The organism is Actinopolymorpha pittospori (assembly GCF_014873875.1).
Lineage (GTDB): Bacteria > Actinomycetota > Actinomycetes > Propionibacteriales > Actinopolymorphaceae > Actinopolymorpha > Actinopolymorpha pittospori.
Genome location: NZ_JADBEM010000001.1, coordinates 6,280,896 through 6,301,432 on the forward strand (window position 1 = coordinate 6,280,896; position 20,537 = coordinate 6,301,432).

15 protein-coding genes are annotated in these 20,537 nt (G+C 69.6%); 8 read left to right on the top strand and 7 right to left on the bottom strand.

Going from position 1 to position 20,537, the window contains the following annotated elements:
* Window positions 1-86: 86 nt before the first annotated feature.
* The 4 genes from HEB94_RS29370 to HEB94_RS29385 form a co-directional block, all read right to left on the bottom strand.
* Window positions 87-2,954, bottom strand: coding sequence for an alpha/beta hydrolase (locus HEB94_RS29370; protein ID WP_192752881.1), 2,868 nt, complete (start codon window positions 2,952-2,954; stop codon window positions 87-89).
* A gap of 149 nt (window positions 2,955-3,103) precedes the next feature.
* Entirely contained in the window at window positions 3,104-3,709 is a 606-nt protein-coding gene (locus tag HEB94_RS29375) for a TetR/AcrR family transcriptional regulator (RefSeq protein ID WP_202896623.1), read from the bottom strand.
* Entirely contained in the window at window positions 3,699-4,544 is an 846-nt protein-coding gene (locus tag HEB94_RS29380; RefSeq protein ID WP_192752882.1) for an SDR family NAD(P)-dependent oxidoreductase, read from the bottom strand. The genes HEB94_RS29375 and HEB94_RS29380 overlap by 11 nt, the downstream gene beginning before the upstream one ends.
* 276 nt (window positions 4,545-4,820) lie before the next feature.
* The gene (locus HEB94_RS29385; protein WP_192752883.1) at window positions 4,821-5,462 is read right to left on the bottom strand and encodes an endonuclease; all 642 of its coding nucleotides are present in this window, start codon (window positions 5,460-5,462) and stop codon (window positions 4,821-4,823) included.
* Window positions 5,463-5,624: 162 nt separating this feature from the next.
* Between HEB94_RS29385 and HEB94_RS29390 the strand changes: the two genes are divergently transcribed.
* The gene (locus HEB94_RS29390) at window positions 5,625-6,371 is read left to right on the top strand and encodes an alpha/beta fold hydrolase (protein WP_192752884.1); all 747 of its coding nucleotides are present in this window, start codon (window positions 5,625-5,627) and stop codon (window positions 6,369-6,371) included.
* A 190-nt stretch (window positions 6,372-6,561) separates the two neighbouring features.
* Entirely contained in the window at window positions 6,562-7,680 is a 1,119-nt protein-coding gene (locus HEB94_RS29395; protein WP_202896624.1) for an enolase C-terminal domain-like protein, read from the top strand.
* Window positions 7,681-7,788: 108 nt separating this feature from the next.
* Here HEB94_RS29395 and HEB94_RS29400 read toward each other — a convergent pair whose 3' ends face one another.
* Window positions 7,789-8,622 carry a nitroreductase/quinone reductase family protein gene (locus HEB94_RS29400; RefSeq protein ID WP_192752886.1) on the bottom strand — a complete coding sequence of 278 codons (834 nt, stop codon included), beginning with the start codon at window positions 8,620-8,622 and terminating at the stop codon, window positions 7,789-7,791.
* A 509-nt stretch (window positions 8,623-9,131) separates the two neighbouring features.
* Window positions 9,132-10,376, bottom strand: a complete 1,245-nt coding sequence (locus HEB94_RS29405; RefSeq protein WP_202896625.1) for an FAD-dependent oxidoreductase — start codon at window positions 10,374-10,376, stop codon at window positions 9,132-9,134.
* A gap of 274 nt (window positions 10,377-10,650) precedes the next feature.
* On the opposite strand from HEB94_RS29405, the gene HEB94_RS29410 reads away from it, so the two are divergent.
* From HEB94_RS29410 to HEB94_RS29430, 5 genes are all read left to right on the top strand, one after another.
* Window positions 10,651-12,231, top strand: a complete 1,581-nt coding sequence (locus HEB94_RS29410) for an alkaline phosphatase D family protein (protein WP_192752888.1) — start codon at window positions 10,651-10,653, stop codon at window positions 12,229-12,231.
* A gap of 108 nt (window positions 12,232-12,339) precedes the next feature.
* The gene (locus tag HEB94_RS29415) at window positions 12,340-14,622 is read left to right on the top strand and encodes a xanthine dehydrogenase family protein molybdopterin-binding subunit (RefSeq protein ID WP_202896626.1); all 2,283 of its coding nucleotides are present in this window, start codon (window positions 12,340-12,342) and stop codon (window positions 14,620-14,622) included.
* Complete coding sequence (locus tag HEB94_RS29420) at window positions 14,619-15,554, top strand: FAD binding domain-containing protein (RefSeq protein ID WP_192752889.1); 936 nt, start codon at window positions 14,619-14,621, stop codon at window positions 15,552-15,554. The genes HEB94_RS29415 and HEB94_RS29420 overlap by 4 nt, the downstream gene beginning before the upstream one ends.
* The gene (locus HEB94_RS29425) at window positions 15,551-16,060 is read left to right on the top strand and encodes a (2Fe-2S)-binding protein (RefSeq protein ID WP_192752890.1); all 510 of its coding nucleotides are present in this window, start codon (window positions 15,551-15,553) and stop codon (window positions 16,058-16,060) included. The genes HEB94_RS29420 and HEB94_RS29425 overlap by 4 nt, the downstream gene beginning before the upstream one ends.
* A 147-nt stretch (window positions 16,061-16,207) precedes the next feature.
* Window positions 16,208-18,235 carry an elongation factor G gene (locus HEB94_RS29430; RefSeq protein WP_202897470.1) on the top strand — a complete coding sequence of 676 codons (2,028 nt, stop codon included), beginning with the start codon at window positions 16,208-16,210 and terminating at the stop codon, window positions 18,233-18,235.
* On the opposite strand, the gene HEB94_RS29435 is transcribed toward HEB94_RS29430, so the two are convergent.
* Window positions 18,192-19,004 carry a FadR/GntR family transcriptional regulator gene (locus tag HEB94_RS29435; protein ID WP_192752892.1) on the bottom strand — a complete coding sequence of 271 codons (813 nt, stop codon included), beginning with the start codon at window positions 19,002-19,004 and terminating at the stop codon, window positions 18,192-18,194. The genes HEB94_RS29430 and HEB94_RS29435 overlap by 44 nt on opposite strands.
* A gap of 344 nt (window positions 19,005-19,348) precedes the next feature.
* Here HEB94_RS29435 and HEB94_RS29440 point away from each other — a divergent pair, with 344 nt between their 5' ends.
* Window positions 19,349-20,536 carry an extracellular solute-binding protein gene (locus tag HEB94_RS29440; RefSeq protein WP_192752893.1) on the top strand — a complete coding sequence of 396 codons (1,188 nt, stop codon included), beginning with the start codon at window positions 19,349-19,351 and terminating at the stop codon, window positions 20,534-20,536.
* Window position 20,537: the final 1 nt, after the last annotated feature.

Below are 20,537 nucleotides of genomic sequence, written 5' to 3' on the forward strand. Positions count from 1 at the left end.
TCAGGAGGCGGGACCCGCGTCGTCAAGCTCACCTGGACACCACACCGCGGCCGGAGAACCGGCCGCGGTGTGGTCGAACGCTCGGCTCAGCCGCGTCCGTGCCCGGCCCTGACGGTCACCTCCGTCTCGGTGGTGTAGCGGGAGCCGGCACCGACGGCGGTGACCGGGGTCTTCCCTACCGTGACGTCGGAAGGCACCGACGCGACGTACGACACGGTGCCCTGCCGGTCGGCAACGGCCCGGCCGAGCGAGGTCGAGCCGAGGAGGAACTCCACGCTCTCCCCGGACCGGTAGCCGCCCGCCGTGAGCGCCATCGTCTCGCCGACCCTGACGCTGCCTCGGTTCACCTTCAGCTTGCCCGGCGTCAAGGTGGCGGCGTACTCCCGGCAGGCGTCACCGGCCATGCCGACCTCGGGTGCCGGGGTGCCACCGACCACTCCGTCGTCCTCGCGAACCGTGAGCGTTCCGAGACCGTTGTCGCCCATGACCGCCCCGGCCACGTTCGTCGCCGAGACCTTGAAGGACGTGGACGGGGTGGCGCTCGGAAGTGTGTCGCCGTAGGTGGGGACGGCCACGGGTACGCACACCTGGCCCGGTGTGAAGGTGACCTTGCTCATCGTCAGGCCGGCCTTGCCGGTGGCGGCGCCGAAGACGCTCACGTAGGCGCTGACCGGGTGGTCGACCGGACGGGACAGGACCGCCGCCACCTTGGCGGTACCGGGTCCGGCGGCCTCCTCCACGTTCGCCGGCGCGACGTCGACGGTGGCCTGCCGCGCGGGAACTCGTGCACCGACCGTTCGCCTCTCCGCCGAGAGGTCGGACAGGTAGACGCCTCCGGACTCGGTCCCGTCCGCTCCCGGTGCCGCGGTGAACCGCACCTCGCGGATGTCCTTGCGGTCGAGTCCGGACAGCCAGGAGGTCGGGATCGTCACCTGCTGCAGGATGACCTTGCGCAGCCAGGGCGAGTTGACACCCGGCATCCGGGTGACCGCGTCCGGGTTCAGGTCGGAGACGAGCGCGGACCAGGTGTGCCCGGACCCGTCGAGGACGCTGACGGTGACGTCCGTTCCGGTGGCGACGAACTCGTCCGCGGCCATCTTCACCGAGATCTGGTCGTAGGAGTTGACGTTGCGTGCCTTCGCGGGAACGCTGACTCGTACCTCACCGTCGCCGGAGGTCCAGCGCACGTGCAGCATGGGGGAGGACGGGGTGTTCGGCGACCACAGCGCCGGCGACCAGTGGGGGAGGGCGGCCTGGTTCAGCGTGGTCGAGCAGTACGGCATGGTCTGCGGGACTGCCAGACCGGCCATGCTGGCACAGACGTCGGCGGTGGCGCCGCCGTAGAGTCGCACGGCGGAGCTGGTGCGCTCGAAGGTGTTGATGTCGACGCGGGACTTCGCGGGCTGTGTCGCGACCACCTTGACGTCGGCGAACGGTGTCGAGGGCGCGATCACGTCGGAGCCGTCGAAGAGCGGCTGGAACTCCTTCTCGTCACCGAGCACCAGCCGGAAGAAGCCCGCCATGTAGGCGGTGCCGACCTCGACCTGCTCCGGCGCGGTGAGGCGGGTGGTGTCCGCGGCGGTCGGGGCGCACACCGGGTCGTCGGCACCGCTGGCACCGGACACCCAGTCGTCGGCCGTGCCCGAGGGCCAGCCGCCGGGTGTCCAGATCGTGTTGAAGAAGTTGTGGTTGGTACCCATCACGAGCACGGTGGAGCGGAGCACGTTGTCGTCGAAGTTGTGCCTGGAGTCGTCGACGATGTGCTGACCCATGAGGTTCTCGACGTCGCCGTCGCAGTACGGCAGGATCGTCGCGGTCGCCGCGTTGGGCAACGACATCCGGTTGTAGTCGACGGGCGCCAGCGGGAGCACCGCCTTGATTCCGAACTGCTGGGCGACCGGGAGCGCGTCGTTCAGGTTGGACGCGGCGACGACTCCCTCACCACCGCGGGAGTGGCCCATGATCCCGACATCGTCGAGGTCGAGCCGGCGCACGAGGTCGGAGGGTCGGATGTCACCGTCGAGGGCCTCGCCGAGGCTGACGTCCTGGTCGGTGAACGCGTCGTGGTAGACGACCTGCTGCCCGGCGTTGGCCTTCTTCAACATCCGCAGGGTGTCGAGGATCAGCTCACCCCGGGCCTGGGCGCCGTAGTCGGCGGCGAGCTGGTTGTCGTTGGCGTTGATGGCGTTGGCCGAGACGGACACCACCGCGTAGCCGTTGCTGGCGAGGGCGCGTGCCGGAGCGTCGTAACCGAGGTAGCTCGGGATCGACCAGCGCTGCTCGGTGCTGTCGGGGGTGGCGAGGCAGGGCCAGCGCGCCGGGTTCGCGGCGCCGGGGCCATAGCAGGAGGAGTGCCGGCCGTGCAGCAGGATGACGACCGGCTTCTCGCCCGTGCCGTCGGGCAAGTAGATCTTGCCCTCGAACTCGCCGCGGATCCCGCCGAAGTTGAGCAGCGGAAGCGCTTGGTCGCCAAATGCGTACGTGGCCTCGGAGACGTGGTAGGAACCGAGCTTCGCGGGATCGGCCCGCAAGGTCCTGGGCGTGATCGGGGGTGCGGGCTTCTTGGCGCGGGGCGTCGCGGGAGTGCCTTGCCTGGCGTTCGTCTGCACCCCGAAGGCATCGGTGGTGACCGCGTTGGCGTCCGCCACGGACGGGTCGGCGGTGACGAGCGTCAGCGACCTCCCGTCAGCGGACTCGACGGCGGGACCGAGGTCCACGCCGTCGACGGAGAGCGTCGGGGCGCTTGCCGTGACGGGGAGCGTCCGGTCAAGGTCGAGGGTGACCTGGAAGCCGCCCGCGACCCGAGTGACAGACCAGTCGTCTCCGGAGGCCACCGCGGTCGAGCGGTCCTCCGGTGCGGCCAGGGCGCTCCCCTGAAACAGGATGGCGGGCAGGCCGGCCAGTACCAGCGCTGCCGCGGCGACACGCGTCGTGCGCCGAGTCTGCTGTGACAAATGAGGGCCTCTCGTCGAAGGGGACTCGACGCGTCGCGGGCCGCCGTGGATCGCTGTGGCGTCGATTCCGGGAACGTAGTGAGGCCATGTGAAGCTACTCTGCCGATCTTGTTACCTGCGTGTTGCGACCTACTTCGGTCTGTGCCCGTTCACTCTTCCTTCGGTGGTGCGCCGCCTGGAGCGGTCAGCAGGGCCACGCTGACACCGAGGTCGTGGCGCTGCGCGTCGGACCAGGAGTACGCGCGCCCGGCCAGCACCAGATTGCCGTGCGCCAACGTCAGGATGTGGTCGAGCAGGCGGTCTGCCGGCAGCGCGTCGCTGACCAGCCCAGCCGCCTGCGCGCGAGCGATGACGGCGACCTTGTCCGACATCGTGCGGACCACCGGTGTGAGCGAGCGCATGAGGTCGGGCCGTTCCAGAGCCTGCCACAGCGCCAGCCGTACGAGGTGGGGACGGGTGCGGTAGACGTCGAAGACCTGCTGGGCGTAGCCGGGCAGATCAGTGGCCTCGAAGGTCACCGCGTCCTGGGCCACCAGGACGTGGTGTTCGAGTACGGCGTCGAACAGGCCGTCCTTGCTGCCGAAGTACGCGTAGAGCATTCGCTGGTTGGCCCGGGCACGCTCCGCGATCCGGCTCACGCGCGCGCCCGCCAGCCCGGAGGCGGCGAACTCGACGGTCGCGGCCTGGAGGATTCGGCGCCGGGTGGCGGTCGCGTCGCGGACGGCCGGAGTAGGGGGCGCCTGCTCAGCTGCCATCCGGAGCCTCCGTGTCGGCCGATCGGCTGAGCCGCTCCCATCGGTCCAACTCGGCGAGCTTGCGCTGGTCGGCGCGGCGGATGTGGTCGACCGCCTCTCCGGACAGGGGGAGCCAGAGGGGAGGATCGGCCAGGTCGAGAACGCTCAGGACGACCTCGGCCGCGCGGCGTGGACGCACGCCCCGCTCCCTGGCCGCCGGGCTGCTGTGACGTCCGAGCATCGGGGCGAGGGCGTCGGCGTAGGGAGGGCTGGGTGTCGACACCGTCATCGCCGAGTACAGGGACGTCGCCATCGAACCCGCCTCCACGATCGTGACCTTCACCCCGAACGGAGCGACCTCCAGCGCCAGCGCCTCGGAGAAGCCTTCCAACGCGAACTTCGCGGTCACGTAGGGCCCCAGACCGGCGAGGGGAGCGAGCCGGCCGCTGACCGAGGAGATCTGCACCACGTGCCCGCCACGCTGCGCCCGCAACAGGGGCAGCGCGGCCTTGGTGACGTGAATCGCGCCCCAGAGGTTCGTCTCCAGCTGTGCCCGGAAGTCGTCCAACGAGGTGTCCTCCAGGGCGGCGATGTCGGAGTAGCCGGCGTTGTTGATCACCACGTCCAGGCGACCGAAGGACTCCACGGCGAAGTCCACCGCGTCCCGCGCCGCCTGGGCGTCCGTGACGTCGAGGGGCACGGCACATGCGGTCTCGGGGTAACGCTCGAGCAGGTCCCGCAGGGCGTTTGTGTCGCGAGCCGTCGCCACGACCCGATCTCCGGCCGCCAGCGCGGTCTCGGCCAGTGCCCGCCCGAGCCCGCGCGAGGTCCCCGTGACCAGCAGCGTTCGCCCCATTCCGTCGCCGTCCGTTCCGCTAGTAAGTAATCACCTACTTACCAATCTACCGCCCGGACCCTCGTTCGTTCGGCAGCCCGCGCTCACGCCCCGCGCACCTCGAGACGCGAGCGCGGGCCGGGTTCACCGTCGGATGGATCGGAACGACGCGAGCTCCCGATCCTCGCCTTCGCGATGGGCAGGTCGAGCACAACGCACGAAAACTTCGCCACGGCCACCGCCGCGAGGGGATCAGGAACGACCCCCGCCTTCCCGGGCAGGTACCTCACCTGTCGTTCAGACCGCGCTGCGCACGTCCTCGACGACGTCCTTCGACAGGGAGGCTCGTACGCATGCGGCGACCAGTTTGGGCAGGTCGCCGTCGTGGCCGAGCTTCGCGAGCTTGCTCGGCGAGGTGGGCAGCCCTACCAGTTCGGCGCCTTTCGCCGTACGGCTGTCGACGTAGGGCGCGAGATCGGGCCACACCCCCTGCACCTCGCGGCAGAAGATCGAGGCGCCTGCGGGACCGAGGCCTGGGACCTCCTGCAGAAGGGTGGTCACACCCTCGACGTCCTGACCTTCGGCATGGAGCCGGCGTAGGTCGCCCTTCCAGCGTTCGGCGACCAGCTTCGCCCCGTTGCCCAGCATCGTCGCCGTGCGCTCGTCGTAACGGCGGTAGTGGCCACGCCCGAGAGCGTCAACCCGATCTTGCCAGGTCGCATCCCGCATTGCGGCCGGTGAGCGGTAGCCGGCACTGAAGAGTTCGCGGGCCGCGGCGACAGCGATGTCGGAACTGATCCGCGCGGAGAGCAGGACCGAGAGGACGAGTAGCTGGTACAGCGGACTCGGGGCGTCGCGAAGCCTGATACCGGCCTGGTCGGCATATGTCGTACCGTGGCGCTCGGTAAGTACGCGCGCTATTCGCTGCGGAGTGGTCATGTGAAGGAACGTTCCCCGTCGGATCGGCGGTCGACACCGGCAGGCGCGAACCGCGTCGCCATCTCGACTGGTCGAGGACCGCGCCGCGCGGCCGACAGCATCGAGGAGCACCAGAAACGCCAGGCAAGGCAGCAAAGTCAGAGACACCGTGAGAGGTGGACCATGACGGTAGTGCTCGTCCACGGCAACCCTGAGACTGACGCGGTCTGGGGGCCGATGGTCTCCGAGCTGGGACGCGACGACGTTGTCCGGCTGTCCCCGCCTGGCTTCGGTGCTCCGGTGCCGGAGGGCTTCGGAGCGACCTGGGAGAGTTACCGCGACTGGTTGGTGGCCGAGCTCGAGTCGATCGGCGAACCCGTCGACCTGGTGGGTCACGACTGGGGCGGGGGTCATGTCGTGAACGTCGCGCTGATCCGTCCGGACCTGTTGCGCACCTGGACAAGCGATGTCGTCGGTGTCTACGACCCGGAGTACGTCTGGCACGACCTGGCCAAGCTGTGGCAGGCACCAGGCACCGGCGAGCAGGTCGTCGACTCCATGATGGCGGGCTCTGTCGCCGAGCGCGCTGCGGGCCTGGAATCGATGGGTGTGAGCCACGACGTGGCGATGGACCTCGCGTCGGGCATGGGCCCGGAGATGGGGCGATGCGTACTCTCGCTGTATCGCTCGGCGCCCGAGTCGGTCATGCGGGAGCTGGGTGAGCAGTTGCCGGCCGCGGCTGCCCGACCCGGACTCGCCGTCCTCGCCGCCGAGGACCACTATGTCGGATCGCCGGAGATGCGCCGCCGCGCGGCCGCGCGCGCCGACGCCAGGGTCGAGGAACTGCCCGGGCTGGGCCACTGGTGGATGCTCCAGGATCCGCGTTGTTCCGCGCAGATGCTCACGGACTTCTGGGCGTCGGCGTCCTGACGCGGCACCGCCTGCGCCCTGGCCGGCACAGGCCAGCGGACATCCCGAGGCGGGATGGCGTACGCGTCCTGTTGCAGACTCATGAGATCGCGTCCGGTCATACCTGGCGACGCGCTTCCGTCTGATGAGGAGCAGGATGTCACGGGACCTTCGGATCCAGCGGCTGACAGTGCGACAGTACCAATGGACGATGCCCGACCTCGGTGTCGACTACAACGGGTTCAACCAGGTCTATGAGCGCGGCAGTTCGGCGAAGCAGGGCGGTTACGTCCTCACGGTCGAGACCGACGCCGGAGTCACCGGTGAGTACGCCGGCGGCAACTCGGTGTCCTACGCGCAGCTCGGCATGGTCGCGCGGTACCTGATCGGCAGGGACGCCATGGCCCGCGAGCTCATCTGGAACGACATCAAACGAGCGCTGCGCAAGCACGATCGGTTCGGGATGGGACCGATCGACATCGCGCTGTGGGACATCGCAGGCAAGGTGTACGACGCGCCCGTGTATGAGCTGCTGGGTGGCTTCCGCACCAGCCTGCCCGCCTACGCCTCGACCTACCACGGTGACGAGAACGGCGGTCTGTCCAGCCCGCAGGCCTTCGCCGACTTCGCCGTTCAGTGCCGTGAGATGGGCTATCCGGCGTTCAAGATCCACGGATGGGGGCACGGCCCGATCCAGCGGGAGGCCGCCGCCGTACTGGCCACCCGAGAGGCGGTCGGCGACGGCATGGACCTCATGCTCGACCCGGCCTGTGAGTACGACACGTTCGGCGACGCGCTGACGGTCGGCCGTGCGTGTGACGAGGCGGGCTTCTTCTGGTACGAGGACCCGTACAAGGACGGTGGTGTGTCGTCGTTCGCGCACCGCAAGCTCCGGCAGCTGATTCGCACCCCACTGCTGCTCGGTGAGCATGTGCGAGGTCTGGAGCCGCACGTCGACCAGATCGTCGCCGACGGCACCGACTACGTCCGTGCCGACGCCGACTACGACGGTGGAATCACCGGCGTGATGAAGTTGGCGCACGCGGCGGAGGGTTTCGGACTCGACTGTGAGATCCACGCGCCCGGTCCGGCGCACCGGCACTGCATGGCGTCCATCCGTAACACCAACTACTACGAGCTCGGCCTGGTGGCGCCGGGTCTGGACCCGAAGCGTCAGCACTGTCCGCTGTACGCGGACGGGTACTCCGACGACCTGGACTCGGTCGACGAGCACGGACACGTGTCGGTGCCGCAGGGCCCGGGTCTGGGTGTGACCCTGAACTGGGAATGGATCAACGCACACGAGACGAGCAAGGTCGTCTACGAGTAGAGCTGTCCAGGTGAAACCTTGCGGGGAGCGCAAGGTCACCTTGCGGAACCCGCGCGGGGCGTGCCGAGGCCCCTCCACTCGGGGCCTTCGGCACGCACCGGTCCTCGGTCAGGGCGTGGACGCCTCCAGAACCGGGATGAGCTGGTCCTCCTCGTAGGTCAGGTGGTTCTCCAGCTCGTCCGTGAGTCGTTCGACCTCCGCACGCACCTGAAGCGGATCCGCACCCTCCTCGGACAGGATCGCCTGCAGGTCCTCGAGCAGGGAGCCGATTCGTTGGTGCTCCTGACGCAAGCGGTCCAACGTGGGGCCGAGCTCTGGATACCGCTGCTCCAGAACCGCGAACAGTCCGGTGTCCTCGCCGGTGTGGTGGTGATGGAGCCCCCCACACAGCGTCAGACAGTTGACCCGCAGTTGGGCACCGAGGCGCGGACCGGAGGCGGCGACCTCCTTGCGGATCAGGGTGAGCTCTCGTCGAAACGCGTCGTGGAGTGCCTTCAGCGCCGTCGCCAAGGATGTCGCGTTCGGTCCGCCAGAGACCGACTGGAGGGCGACGACGGGGATGACGCGGGTGGTCTTCGCCTGGTAGTCCGCCCAGCCCGGATCCGCCTCTGCCGCGCGGGCGAAGACGCGGTCGCGTTCGTCGCCGGTCAGGACGACGGCATCCGCCTCGTAGGTGAAGACACCGTCCTCGACTCGGACGCGAGGATCGGCGACCAGGTTGTGGTACCAGGCCGGATGTCTCGGACCACCTCCGGCCGAGGCGATGACCAGCGTGCGTTCGCCACCATCGGGGAGGTAGCCGAGTGGAACCGTGTGCGGCGCGCCGGTCCGCGCGCCGATGGTGGTCAGGAGCAACAGTCGGGCGCCCTCGAAGGGGCCACCGACCTGCCCGGCGTTGGCGCGGAACTCCTCGATGATCTGTCGGTTGAAGTCGATGGGCATTCTCGTTGTCTTCTCCAGGGCTGGTGGTCCCGCGAAACCGACCGCGGGCATGACGATGTCGCCCTGCTGTGGGCAGGGCAGGGTTCACCACGGGAGGTAGGTCGACCGTGGTGCGCACAGGTGGTGGGAGGGCGCGACACGTACCCGACGGGCATCGGAGTATCCGGCCCGGTCGGTGGTTCGTCGCGGAGGCGGCGGCAGCCGGCGCGCGGACGGCGGAAGCCGCGGATACGGCAGCCAGCGCGCAGACGGCGGACGGCGCCACCTGAAGATGAGAGAACCGCACGCGAACTCGTGCGGAGAGAGGAAAGGCGGGCCTCTGGCCCGCCCGGCGATCACGTGGTCGCCGGGTGCCTCACTCGGTTGTGGCCCATGGCCGACCCGGCAGTCACAACGTGAACCCTACTTGGCGAAACCCACGAAGGCAATCGCACGTTGCGCTGCGTCGTGGGCAGCTGGCGCGACCGGGATGCGCCGGGGACCTGCCCGATGGAGGCAGGCACCACCCATCACGCCAACGAGCGAAGGACCGCCCTGGCGGTCCGGGTGCCGCTGGCCAGGGCGCCCTGGATCGAGGGGGTGTCCCGGTGGTCGCCGGTGACGAACATGCCGTCGCCGAGGTCCACCGTGCGGCGTAGGTCCCCGAGCGGCGGTGTCGCGGCCGGCAGGGCATGGGTGACCACGACCGTGCGCAGGTGCTCCCAGTCATCGGTGGGAACGCCGTACAGAAAGGCGAGCCGCCGGCGGACGACGTCCTCACGGATCGGCGGCCCGTCCCGGTCCGGCCCGAGCACCGAGGTCGCGACCAGGGCCCGCTCGTCGGGTGAGTACGACGGGGCGGCCGCGGTGAGGACGACGGAGTTGGCGACGACCCGTTCCTCCGCGTCGAGGACGAGCGTCGGCTCGGCCAACGGCGGTACCGGCGCGGCGTGGTAGCAGGTCGTGAGAGCCCGCATCGCAGGTACGGGCATCGACGGCAGCAGGCGCCCGGCGCCCGTCGGGTCGGTGGCGACGACGACGGCGCGGGCTCGTGTCGTCCCGCCCGCGTGGTGCACCTGGCCGCGGCCCACCTGTTCGACGGTCGTTCCGTACCGCACGGTCCCGTCCGGCAGCCGCGCGGCCAATTGCTCCGGGATGGCGGACATGCCTGTCGCGGGTACGACGGTTCGTCCGCGCAGGAAGCTGCGGAGCACCAGGTCGACGAAGCGGCTGGAGGTCTCGAGTCCGTCCTCGCCCAGAACGCCGGACAGGAACGGACGCAGGAACCGTTCCGTCGGTGGCCCGTCGAGGCCGCGCCTTCGCAGTGCCTCCGCCGCGGTCGTCTCCTCGCGTTCACGCAGCCGCGACGCTGGCATGACCGCGACCTCGGCCAGGTACGCAGCGAGGGCGACCTTCGACCGCCACGGCAGCAACTCCGAGAACAACGTCGAGGAGAGGTATCCGGGACTGCGGCGCGGGTCCGCGACCCGGTGGAGCCCGTGCCCGTACCGGACGAGCGCGCCCGGTGAGAAGGAGCGGGGCTCCAGGGCGTCGAGATCCAACCTGCGGACGACCTGCGGGTAGGAGGTGTTCAGGACCTGGAAACCGCGGTCGAGGGTGAACCCGTCGACGCGATCGGTGGCGACGCGGCCACCCGGCCGATCTCCGCGTTCGAAGACGACGACGGTGAGGTTCGCGGCCGTCAGGTCCACAGCGGTCGCGAGCCCGGCCAGCCCGGCGCCCACGACCGCGACGTCCACGTCGGTGCCGGCCACCGGACACCCTCCTTCCGGCCATGCCTCGGCCACGCCCCCAGCCGTGCGCCCCAGGCCGAGGTCTCGCCGAGCAGACGTCGAGAGCCTGCCCACGTTCGACGTTTCCACCCGCCGCGGACGGCCGCGAACGGCCACGGTGCGCACCCGGAGGGGGTCGGAAAGCGACAACTGGTGCATTCCTGGTCGCCCGGCGGTCACCGTCAGGCCATCCCGCTGATCATCTCGGCCCCTGAAGATCGGCGATGACCGAATCGTTGGATGAGGGGTGGGGCAGGTGCGAAAGCTCAACAGGCGTGGGTTTCTGGGACTGGCGGGCGCCGCGGGGCTCGGCGGCGTGTGGTCCGTGACCGGCTTCTCCGAGGCGAAGGCGTGGGCGGACCCGACGTTCGGGGGCGACCCCTTCTCCCTGGGTGTGGCCTCGGGCGATCCACACTCCGAGGGAGTGGTTCTGTGGACCCGGCTCGCGCCGCGGCCGCTGGCCGAGGACGGCCTGGGCGGCATGCCCGACCGGCGGGTCGAGGTCCGGTGGGAGATCTGCGAGGACGAGAACTTCCGTCGCGTGACGGCGCGGGGCGTCGAGAGCGCCACGCCGGAGTGGGGACACTCCGTGCACGCCGAGGTCGACCAGCTTCGCCCCGGCCGGGAGTACTTCTACCGGTTCCGGGTCGGCCGGGACATCAGCCCGGTCGGTCGTACGAAGACCGCACCGGCGCCGGGCAGCCAGCCGAACGACCTGCGGTTCGCGTTCGCGTCCTGCCAGAACTACCCCGACGGCTACTTCACGGCGTACCAGCACATGGCGCAGGAGGACCTCGACCTCGTCGTCCACCTGGGTGACTACATCTACGAGGGACCCGCGCAGGGCAGCATCGGGCGGGGACACCTGCCCGCGGCGGAGATCTTCTCCCTCGCCGACTACCGCGTACGTCATGCGCAGCACAAGACCGACCCCTTCCTGCGTGACGCGCACCAGGCCTTCCCGTGGATCGTGACGTGGGACGACCACGAGGTCGAGAACAACTACGCCGACGAGAACTCCGAGGACCCGGCGCAGTCGCCGGAGGAGTTCCTGGCCCGTCGCGCCGTGGCGTACAAGGCGTACTACGAGCACATGCCGCTCCGCCGCGATTCGCTGCCGTCCGGTCCCGACATGCGGATCTACCGGCGCCTCCGCTACGGCAGCCTGGCCGAGTTCAACGTCATCGACACCAGGCAGTACCGCGACGACCAGGCCTGTGGCGACGGCCAGCACGTGCCGTGCGAGGAGGCGAAGGACCCCTCGCGCACCATGCTCGGCGCCGAACAGGAGCAGTGGCTGATCGACGGTCTTGGCGGGTCCACCTCCACCTGGAAGATCGTCGCGAACCAGAGCGTGATGGCGAAGGCCGACCGCGACCCCGGTCCCGGCGACCTGCTGCCGATGGACAACTGGAACGGCTACGAGCCCGCCCGGCAACGGATCTTCGACGCGGTCGCCGAGCGCGGCGTGGAGAACATGGTCGTCATCACCGGCGACGCCCACTGCAGCATGGTCACCGACCTGAAGGTGAACTTCGACGATCCGTCCTCGGCCACCGTGGGTGCGGAGTTCCTGGGTACGTCGATCACGTCCGGAGGCGACGGCTCCGACCTGGACACCCGCGGCCGGGAGTGGCTCGCGGCGAACCCGAACATGAAGTTCTACAACAACCGCCGCGGCTACGTTCGCTGCTCGCTCAGCCCGACGGAGTGGCACAGCGACTACCGGGTCGTGCCGTACGTCCGGACCCAGGGCGCGCCGGTCCAGACCGCCGGCAGCTTCGTGGTCGAGGCCGGTCGGCCAGGCGTCCAGCCCACCACCTCCGCGGCCGTCTGAGCGGGGTCGCGGACGGTACCCGCCCGCGACCCGCTTCCGCGCTCGCCACCGCCGGGGTGTTCGGTTTGCCGGATTCCCGGCCGGGTAGTGGTCGGACGCGGATCCGGGTTGCGGGAGGCCGTCGTGGCGCAGGGCTGGACCAGGCGGGAGGACTCGCGGCTACTCACCGGCCGAGGACGCTACGTCGCGGACATCGACGTTCCCGGATGCCTGGACGCCGCCTTCGTGCGGAGCCCCGTCGCGCACGGCTGGATCCGTGCGGTGGACTGTGCGGCGGCACGCGAGGTGCCTGAGGTGGCGGGAGCGTGGACGGCCGCCGACCTGCCGGACCTCCCGACACTTCCCTTCGCCCCGGGCGCGCTGGGCGTACCCGAGGCGGCGGCCGGACGGGTGTGGTCGCCGCTCGCCACGGACCGGGTCCGGTACGCCGGCGAGTCGGTCGCCGTGGTGCTGGGCTCCGACCGCTACAGCGCGGAGGACGGTGCGGCGGCGGTCGACGTCCGGATCGATCCGCTGCCACCGGTGCTCACCACCGCCGAGTCGCTCGCGGGAACGGTCCGGCTCTTCGACGGTCTGGACAACGTCGTCCTCGAAACGTCGACCGGCGCCCCGATCGAGGAGGCGGTCTGGCAGGGTGCGGCCGTCGTGGTCGAGGCGCGGTATCGCCAGCAACTGTTGCTGCCCTCGCCGATGGAGTGCCGGGCCTTCCTCGCCGTACCCGAGGGCGACCGGCTCAGCGTCTGGTGCTCCCACCAGGCGCCCCACCGGTTACGGCGTGAACTGGCCGGTGCGCTGGGGTGGCCGCCCGAGCGGATCCGGGTGGTCGTGCCGGACACCGGCGGCGCGTTCGGGTCCAAGAGCGCGACGTACCCCGAGTACATCACCGTCGCCCACCTCGCCGCCCTGCTCGATCGGCCCGTCCGCTGGATCGAGGACCGCGCCGAGACGATCCTGGCGGGGAGCCGGGGCCGAGGGCAGGACCAGCAGGTCCGGTTGGCCGCTGACGCCGACGGCCGCATGCTGGCGTTCGAACTGCACATCGACGCCGACGTCGGGGCGTATCCGAACCTCGGCGCCGCGCTGCCGAGGCAGACCGCGTTGATGGCCACGGGCGTCTACGCCACGCCGATGGTGCACGCGACCGTCCGGTCGGTGCTGACCACCACGATGTCGACCTACCCCTACCGGGGCGCGGGGCGACCCGAGGCGACCTACGCGGTCGAGCGCACGGTGGACCTGCTCGCCAGGCGGTTGGGCATGGACCCGGCCGACCTCCGTCGACTGAACTTCATCCCACCCGAACGCTTTCCGTACGACACACCCACCGGCCGACGCTACGACAGCGGCAACTACCCCGCGGCCCTCGAGTTGGCGCTCAGGACGCTGGACTACGAGCGCTGGCGGACCGAGCAGGCCCGGCGACGAGCGGATCCGAGCGCGGCGCCGCTCGGCATCGGGCTGAGCTGCTACGTCGAGCGTTCGGGCGGAGAGGGAGTGCTGCTCAGCGAGTTCGGCGGGGTCGAGGCATGCACGGACGGGACCCTGGTCGCGCGCTGCGGCACCAGTTCCAGTGGGCAGAGCCACCAGACGGTCCTGCCGTCCGTGGTGGCGGACGTCCTCGGTATCGACGAGTCGCGGATCCGGCTGGTGGAAGGTGACACCGACGCGGTGCCGGAGGGTATGGGCTCCTTCGCCAGCCGGTCGGCACAGCTTGGTGGCGCGGCGTTGCACCAGGCCGCGACCGCGCTGATCGAGCAGGCCAGGGAACGCGCCGCCCGGGTGTGGGAAGTGCCGGTCGAGCAGGTCGGCTGGTCGCGGGGCACGCTCAGCAGCGGGTCGGAGCGGATCGAGCTCGGCCGCCTGGTGGAGCTGACCGGGCCGCTACGCGTCGACAACTGGTTCCGCATGGCCGAGCCGTCCTTCCCGTTCGGCGTCCACATCGCGCTCGTGGAGGTCGACGTCGAACTCGGCACGGTGCGCCTACTGCGGTTGGTCGCGGTCGACGACTACGGCGTGGTGCTCAATCCGATGGTGACGACGGGCCAGACCCGTGGATCGACCGCCCAGGGCATCGGTCAGGCGCTGTACGAGGGAGTGCCGTACGACGAGACGGGCGCGCCGCTGCTGCCCAACGGGCTGCTCGACTACCTGCTGCCGACGATCTCGGAGATGCCGCCCATCGACATCGTCGACTCCGTCACCCCGACGCCGTTGACCCCGCTGGGCGCCAAGGGCGCGGGGGAGGCCGGGTGCATCGGCATGCCGCCGGCGATCGTGAACGCCGTGGCCGACGCGCTGGAGCTCACCGATCCCGACCTGCTGCAGATGCCGCTCACCCCGGACGTCGTCTGGCGGGCCGCCCGGAGCCGGGGTCCGGGGGAGACACGGTGAAACCGGCCGCGTTCGACTACGTGACGCCGCGTACGGTGGCCGAGGCTGTGGCCGCGCTCGCCGACACCGACCGGAAGGCGCAGGTGCTCGCCGGAGGGCAGAGCCTCCTGATCGAGATGCACTACCGGCGGGCACGGCCCGACCTGGTGGTCGACATCAACCGGGTCGCCGACCTCGACGCGCTGCGGGTCGGCGACGGTGCCCTGCGGGTCGGGGCACTGGTCCGGCATCGCGTCTTCGAGTCGCCGCGGGCGGCACCCGGCCCACTCGGTCGGCTGCTCTCGCTCGCCGCGCACCACATCGCGCACCCGCCGATCCGTACCCTCGGCACCATGGTGGGCAGCCTGGCCTGGGCGCACCCCGCCTCCGAGTGGTGCACCGTCGCGGTCGCCCTGGGCGCCGACATCGAGGTGCGCGGCGGCGACGGCGACCGCTCACTCGGCGCCCACGACTACTTCCGGGGCCCGCACCTGACCACCCGCGAGCCGGGACAGCTCATCACCGGCGTACGGCTGCCGCTGCTGGAGCAGAACACCGGGGTCGGCTTCCTCGAACACCGGCGGACCCACGCGAGCTTCGCCCAGATCGCCGTCGTGGCGACGCTGACGGTCCACGACGGAGTCATCACCGGCGCCCGGATCGGGCTCGCCAACGCGGCCGACCGGCCGGTCCGGGCGGTCGCGGCCGAGACTTCGCTGATCGGTGCCGAGTTCGACCAGGTCGAGTCGGAAGGGCAGCGAGCCGACGCCGGCCCCTTCCATCGCGCGGCGGGCCTCGCCGCCGAGCGCGACGCCTCGCCCCGCGCCCAGCCCTACGCCGACGTGGACTACCAGCGGCACGTGGTCGCCGTTCTGGTTCGGCGCACACTTCACCAGGCGGCCGCGGACCTTCGCGCCGACGCCGGTCGAGGCGACTCCGGGGACGCCGGATGAACGTCGAGCTCACCGTGAACGGGCAGGCGCACCGACTCGAGGTGGAGTCCCGCCGGATCCTCGCCGACGTGCTCCGCGACGATCTGGGCCTGACCGCCACGCATCTGGGCTGCGAGCACGGCGTCTGTGGGGCGTGCACGGTCCTGGTCGACGGTGCCGCGGTGCGGTCCTGCCTGCTGCTCGCGGTGCAGTGCAACGGGCGCTCGGTTCGCACGGTGGAGGGACTGGAGGACGCCGCGGGCGAACCCCACCCCATTCAGCGGGCGTTCTCCGCCGAGCACGCCCTGCAGTGCGGATTCTGCACGCCCGGATTCCTGATGCTCGCCGTGGGGACGCTCGAGTCCGACAGCAACGTGGTCGAGGAACCGGACCGGCTGCGGGAGCTCCTCTCCTCCAACCTGTGCCGGTGCACGGGCTACGAAGGGATCCGGCGCGCGGTCCTCCGGGCGAACGCCGAGATGTCCGGGACGGCCGAGGACTCCCGTCCCGGGCACGAGGTGTCCTGACCGAGGCGAAAACCGGTTGCCGCGTGGTTGGTCGTCTGCTTCACTGCCGGCAACAGCCGCCTACCCGGGAGAGAGAAATGCGTCGAGCGCTTGTGTCCATCCAGAAGGTAATCGCCACCTATCTAGAGGACATGACGCTTCGTGAGCATGGTGAACCTGGGAATTCTGGCGCACGTCGACGCCGGTAAGACAAGCCTGACCGAGCGGCTGCTCCACACCGCCGGTGTCATCGACGAGGTCGGCAGCGTCGACGACGGAAACACCCAGACCGACTCTCTCGCGTTGGAACGCCAACGCGGCATCACGATCAAGTCCGCGGTCGTGTCGTTCGTCATCGACGACGTCACCGTCAACCTGATCGACACACCCGGCCACCCCGACTTCATCGCCGAGGTGGAACGCGTCTTGAGCGTGCTCGACGGCGCCGCTCTGGTGATCTCCGCCGTCGAGGGTGTGCAGGCCCAGACCCGCGTCCTGATGCGGACGTTGCAACGACTGCGCATTCCGACGCTCCTGTTCGTCAACAAGATCGACCGTGGCGGCGCCGACTGCACCCGGGTGCTGCGGGAGATCTCCGAGAAGCTCACCCCGGCGATCGTCCCGATGGGGTCGGCCACCGAACTCGGCACCCGGGGTGCGCGTTTCACGCCTTTCGCGACGACCGACGCGTCCCACACCGCTCGGCTCACCGAGGTCCTGGCCGACCAGGACGACGCTCTGCTCGCCGCGTACGTCGACGACCCGGCAACCGTGCCCTACCACCAGGTGTACGACGCCCTCGCGGCGCAGACCGGCCGGGCGTTGGTGCATCCGGTGTTCATCGGCTCGGCGATCACCGGTGCCGGTGTCGAACCCCTCATCGCGGGCATCACCAGGCTGCTGCCCGCGGCCGACGGGAGGGTCGACGGGCCGGCGTCGGGCACCGTCTTCAAGGTCGAACGCGGTTCGGCGGGGGAGAAGATCGCCTACGTGCGGATGTTCGGGGGCACCATCCACACGCGCGAACGCATTCGCCTGCCCGGAGACACCGAAGGAAAGATCACCGCCATCAGTGTGTTCGACCGTGGGTCGGCGCCGTCGCGGCCGTCGGTCTCGGCCGGGCAGATCGGCAAGCTCTGGGGCCTTGGCGGCATCCAGATCGGTGACGCGGTTGGTGTCTCACTCGCGCCTTCGGACGCGCACCACTTCGCCCCGCCGACCCTCGAGACCGTCGTCGTACCGACCAGTCCGAGTGACAAGGGCGCGTTGCACGTCGCCCTCGCCCAACTCGCCGAACAGGACCCGCTGATCAACCTGCGCCAGGACGACGAGCGGCAGGAGATCTTCGTGTCGCTCTACGGTGAGGTGCAGAAGGAGGTCATCCAGGCGACGCTGACGACCGACTTCGGCATCGACGTCACGTTCCGCGAGACGACGACGATCTGCGTCGAACGCCCGACCGGAACCGGAACGGCTGTCGAGCGGCTCGGGGCGGGTCGGGACGCGAGCACCCACCAGACCATCCTGCCGACCCTGGACGGTGATCCCAATCCGTTCCTCGCCGGGGTCGGGCTGCGCATCGATCCCGCTCCCATCGGCAGCGGCATCGAGTTCCGGCTCGAGATCGAACTCGGTTCGTTGCCGCCGGCGTTCCTGAAGGCGATCGAGAACACCGTGCGCGAGACGCTGCACCAGGGCCTGCACGGATGGGAGGTCCTGGACTGCGTGGTCACCCTGACCTACTCCGGTTACGTCCCACGGCAGGGCAAGCGGGGTACGACGTTCGATCCCAGCATCTCCAGCAGCGCGGGCGACTTCCGCAACCTCACGCCGCTGGTCGTGATCGGCGCGCTGAAGGAGGCCGGCACCCAGGTCTATGAGCCGGTCCATCGGTTCACCCTCGAGGCTCCCGACGACACCCTCGGCGCGGTCCTGCCCGTCCTGTTGCGGTTGCGGGCGGTGTCGAACCCGGCCGCGCTGCGCGGGTCGTCGGCCACCATCGAAGGCGAGATCCCGGCGGCCAGGGTCTACGAACTCCAGCAACAGCTCCCGTCGCTGACCCGCGGCGAAGGCGTGCTCGAGTGCGCGTTCTCCCACTACCAACCCGTGCGCGGTGAGGTACCGAGCCGGCAGCGATCCGACCACAACCCGCTCAACCGTAAGGAGTACCTGCTGCGCCTGAAGCGGCGGGCGTAGGTCGGGAGGCGTCCTCCGTTCCTGGCTGGTCGCCCTCGCCCTCGCCCTCGCCCTCGACACGATGGGTCAGCGCCACCTTGAACGCGAGCCGGTGGTGGCGTTCGACCAGCCGCCGAGCCAGCCGGAGGTCGCCGGCCGCCAGGGCGTTGGTGATCGCCGTGTGGTCGGCGAGGGAGTTGCGCGCGGCCTCGGGGATGGCATAGACCCGCTGGCCGAAGGGCATGGTGGCCTCGATCAGGCCGACGGCCATGGCCACCATCGGCGGATTGGAAGCCGCCTCGCAGATCGTCGCGTGGAAGTCCCGGTCCAGTCGCGACATCCGGATCGCGTCACCGCGCGCGCAGGCGAGTGCGGCTTCCTCGACGCCGGCGCGGAGCTCCTCGACGAGTGAGGGGAGCGCCGCCCGCGGAATCAGGCGGACGGCCGCCGGCTCGATGGCGCACCGGATCTGGTTGAGGTGTTCGAGGTCGCGGCGATGTGCCTGGAGCCAGGTGCGGACGAGAGACAGGCTCGCCTGTGCGCTGAGCTGCCCCTGGACGAACCGGCCGCGGCCCACGTGGGCATGGATGAGACCCGCCGACTCGAGCATCTTCAGTGCCTCCCGCAGGGGAGACCTGGAGACCTCCAGCTGCTCGATGAGCTGGCGCTCGGTCGGCAGTTTGAAGCCGGGCGGCCAACGACCGCTGTGGATGAGCTCGCGGAGTCGCCCGGCCACCGCGTCGGCGAGCGACCCGGACTCCTCACCGAGGTCGATCGCCTTCAGCGCCATGTCGACGAAGTAAATCGCTCAGACCAATCAGACGCAACCCTTGACGGGGCTTCGTTTCGGCTCCATCATCCAAACGCATCACAGATCACATTCACGCGGATTGGCAGCGATCCCTACCCCTCCTTTCACGAGGGATGGGAAGTGTTCCAGTGCGATGCTCGGGGACGTCGCATCGAATCTTCTCGGTGGTGCCGACAACGAGGAGTCGACCGATGACCGTGCCACGGAAAGCCGCAGGGATACGTAAGGTCGCCGTTGCTGTGGCGGTCGGAGCACTCTCCCTCGCTTCGTGTACGGGTGGAGGAACCCCGACAGCGGCCGACGACGGCCCCGACAGTGGATCGGTGACCATCACCTATCTCGTCGGGCAGCCCGAGAATCCCTCCGACGCCAAACTGATCGAGCAGGACATCGACAGTTTCGAGGCCAAGAACTCCGGCATCACCGTCGAGCTCAAGACGATCAATCCCGACAGCGTCCGAACAGTCCTGCAGACCCAGTTGCGCAGTGGCAGTGGACCGGACGTCTTCGGCTACGACACCGGCCCAGGGTTCGCCGGAGTCCTGGCCGATGCCGGCCTCCTCTACGACCTGACCGGTGCGTACGAGAAGAACGGCTGGAAGATCTACGACTGGGCCAAGCAGCGGGTGACCTTCGACGGAAAGATCCTCGGCGTTCCGGACCAGGTCGAGGAGGTCGGTGTCTACTACAACAAGGACATCTTCGACAAGTACTCCTTGGCGCCACCGAAGGATCTCGCCGACTTCGCCCGGATCGCGGACACCCTGAAGAGCAACGGCGTCACACCGTTGAGCTTCGGCAACAAGGAGGGATGGCAGGGCGGCCACATCCTGTCGATGGCGCTCAGCAGTGCCGTGGGCCAGGCCGGTATGGAGGATCTGCTGGCCGGGAGGAAGTCGTGGGCGGATCCGGAGGTCGTGGACGCGATCAGCCTCTTCTTCGACCAGTACCAGAAGGCCGGCTACCTACCGAAGTCGCCCAACGCGATCACCGGTGACAACGCCAACGCGTTGTTCTACTCCGGCAAGGCGGCGATGACCCCGACCGGCACCTGGCTGGTACGCGACATCCAGAGCACCGTGAAGTTCGAGGTCGGCTTCTTTCCCTTCCCGGCGCCCGACGGAAAGGGCATCTTCGCCGGTGGCCTCGGTGGTGGAACCTTCGTGTCGGCGAAGACCCGCCATCCCGATGCGGCGGTGAAACTCCTCGACTACCTGGTCAGCGCGGAACACGGCAGGTGGCAGGTGGAGAAGTACCACACGATCCCGGCGTTTCCCGTCGACGTGCAGGGTGCCGACACCGAGCCCCTGTTCGGCCAGATTCTCGCGGACACGGCCAAGATCTCCTCCGGGGAAGGCGAGTTCGGCTTCAACATCGACGTCCTGACCAACGACGAGTTCAACAAGGCGATGTGGGAGGGACTCCAGTCGGTCCTGGTCGGGACGAAGACACCGCGGCAGGTCGCGGACGAACTGCAGGAAGCGTTCGAGCCACCCACGGCTGGTGAGTGAT

What these genes read in the sequence shown, in the direction of transcription:
- HEB94_RS29375 (WP_202896623.1), bottom strand. Translation starts at nt 3,709, where the DNA reads ATGGCAGCTGAGCAGGCGCCCCCTACTCCGGCCGTCCGCGACGCGACC.
- HEB94_RS29380 (WP_192752882.1), bottom strand. Translation starts at nt 4,544, where the DNA reads ATGGGGCGAACGCTGCTGGTCACGGGGACCTCGCGCGGGCTCGGGCGG.
- HEB94_RS29385 (WP_192752883.1), bottom strand. Translation starts at nt 5,462, where the DNA reads ATGACCACTCCGCAGCGAATAGCGCGCGTACTTACCGAGCGCCACGGT.
- HEB94_RS29390 (WP_192752884.1), top strand. Translation starts at nt 5,625, where the DNA reads ATGACGGTAGTGCTCGTCCACGGCAACCCTGAGACTGACGCGGTCTGG.
- HEB94_RS29395 (WP_202896624.1), top strand. Translation starts at nt 6,562, where the DNA reads ATGCCCGACCTCGGTGTCGACTACAACGGGTTCAACCAGGTCTATGAG.
- HEB94_RS29400 (WP_192752886.1), bottom strand. Translation starts at nt 8,622, where the DNA reads ATGCCCATCGACTTCAACCGACAGATCATCGAGGAGTTCCGCGCCAAC.
- HEB94_RS29425 (WP_192752890.1), top strand. Translation starts at nt 15,551, where the DNA reads ATGAACGTCGAGCTCACCGTGAACGGGCAGGCGCACCGACTCGAGGTG.
- HEB94_RS29430 (WP_202897470.1), top strand. Translation starts at nt 16,208, where the DNA reads ATGGTGAACCTGGGAATTCTGGCGCACGTCGACGCCGGTAAGACAAGC.
- HEB94_RS29435 (WP_192752892.1), bottom strand. Translation starts at nt 19,004, where the DNA reads ATGGCGCTGAAGGCGATCGACCTCGGTGAGGAGTCCGGGTCGCTCGCC.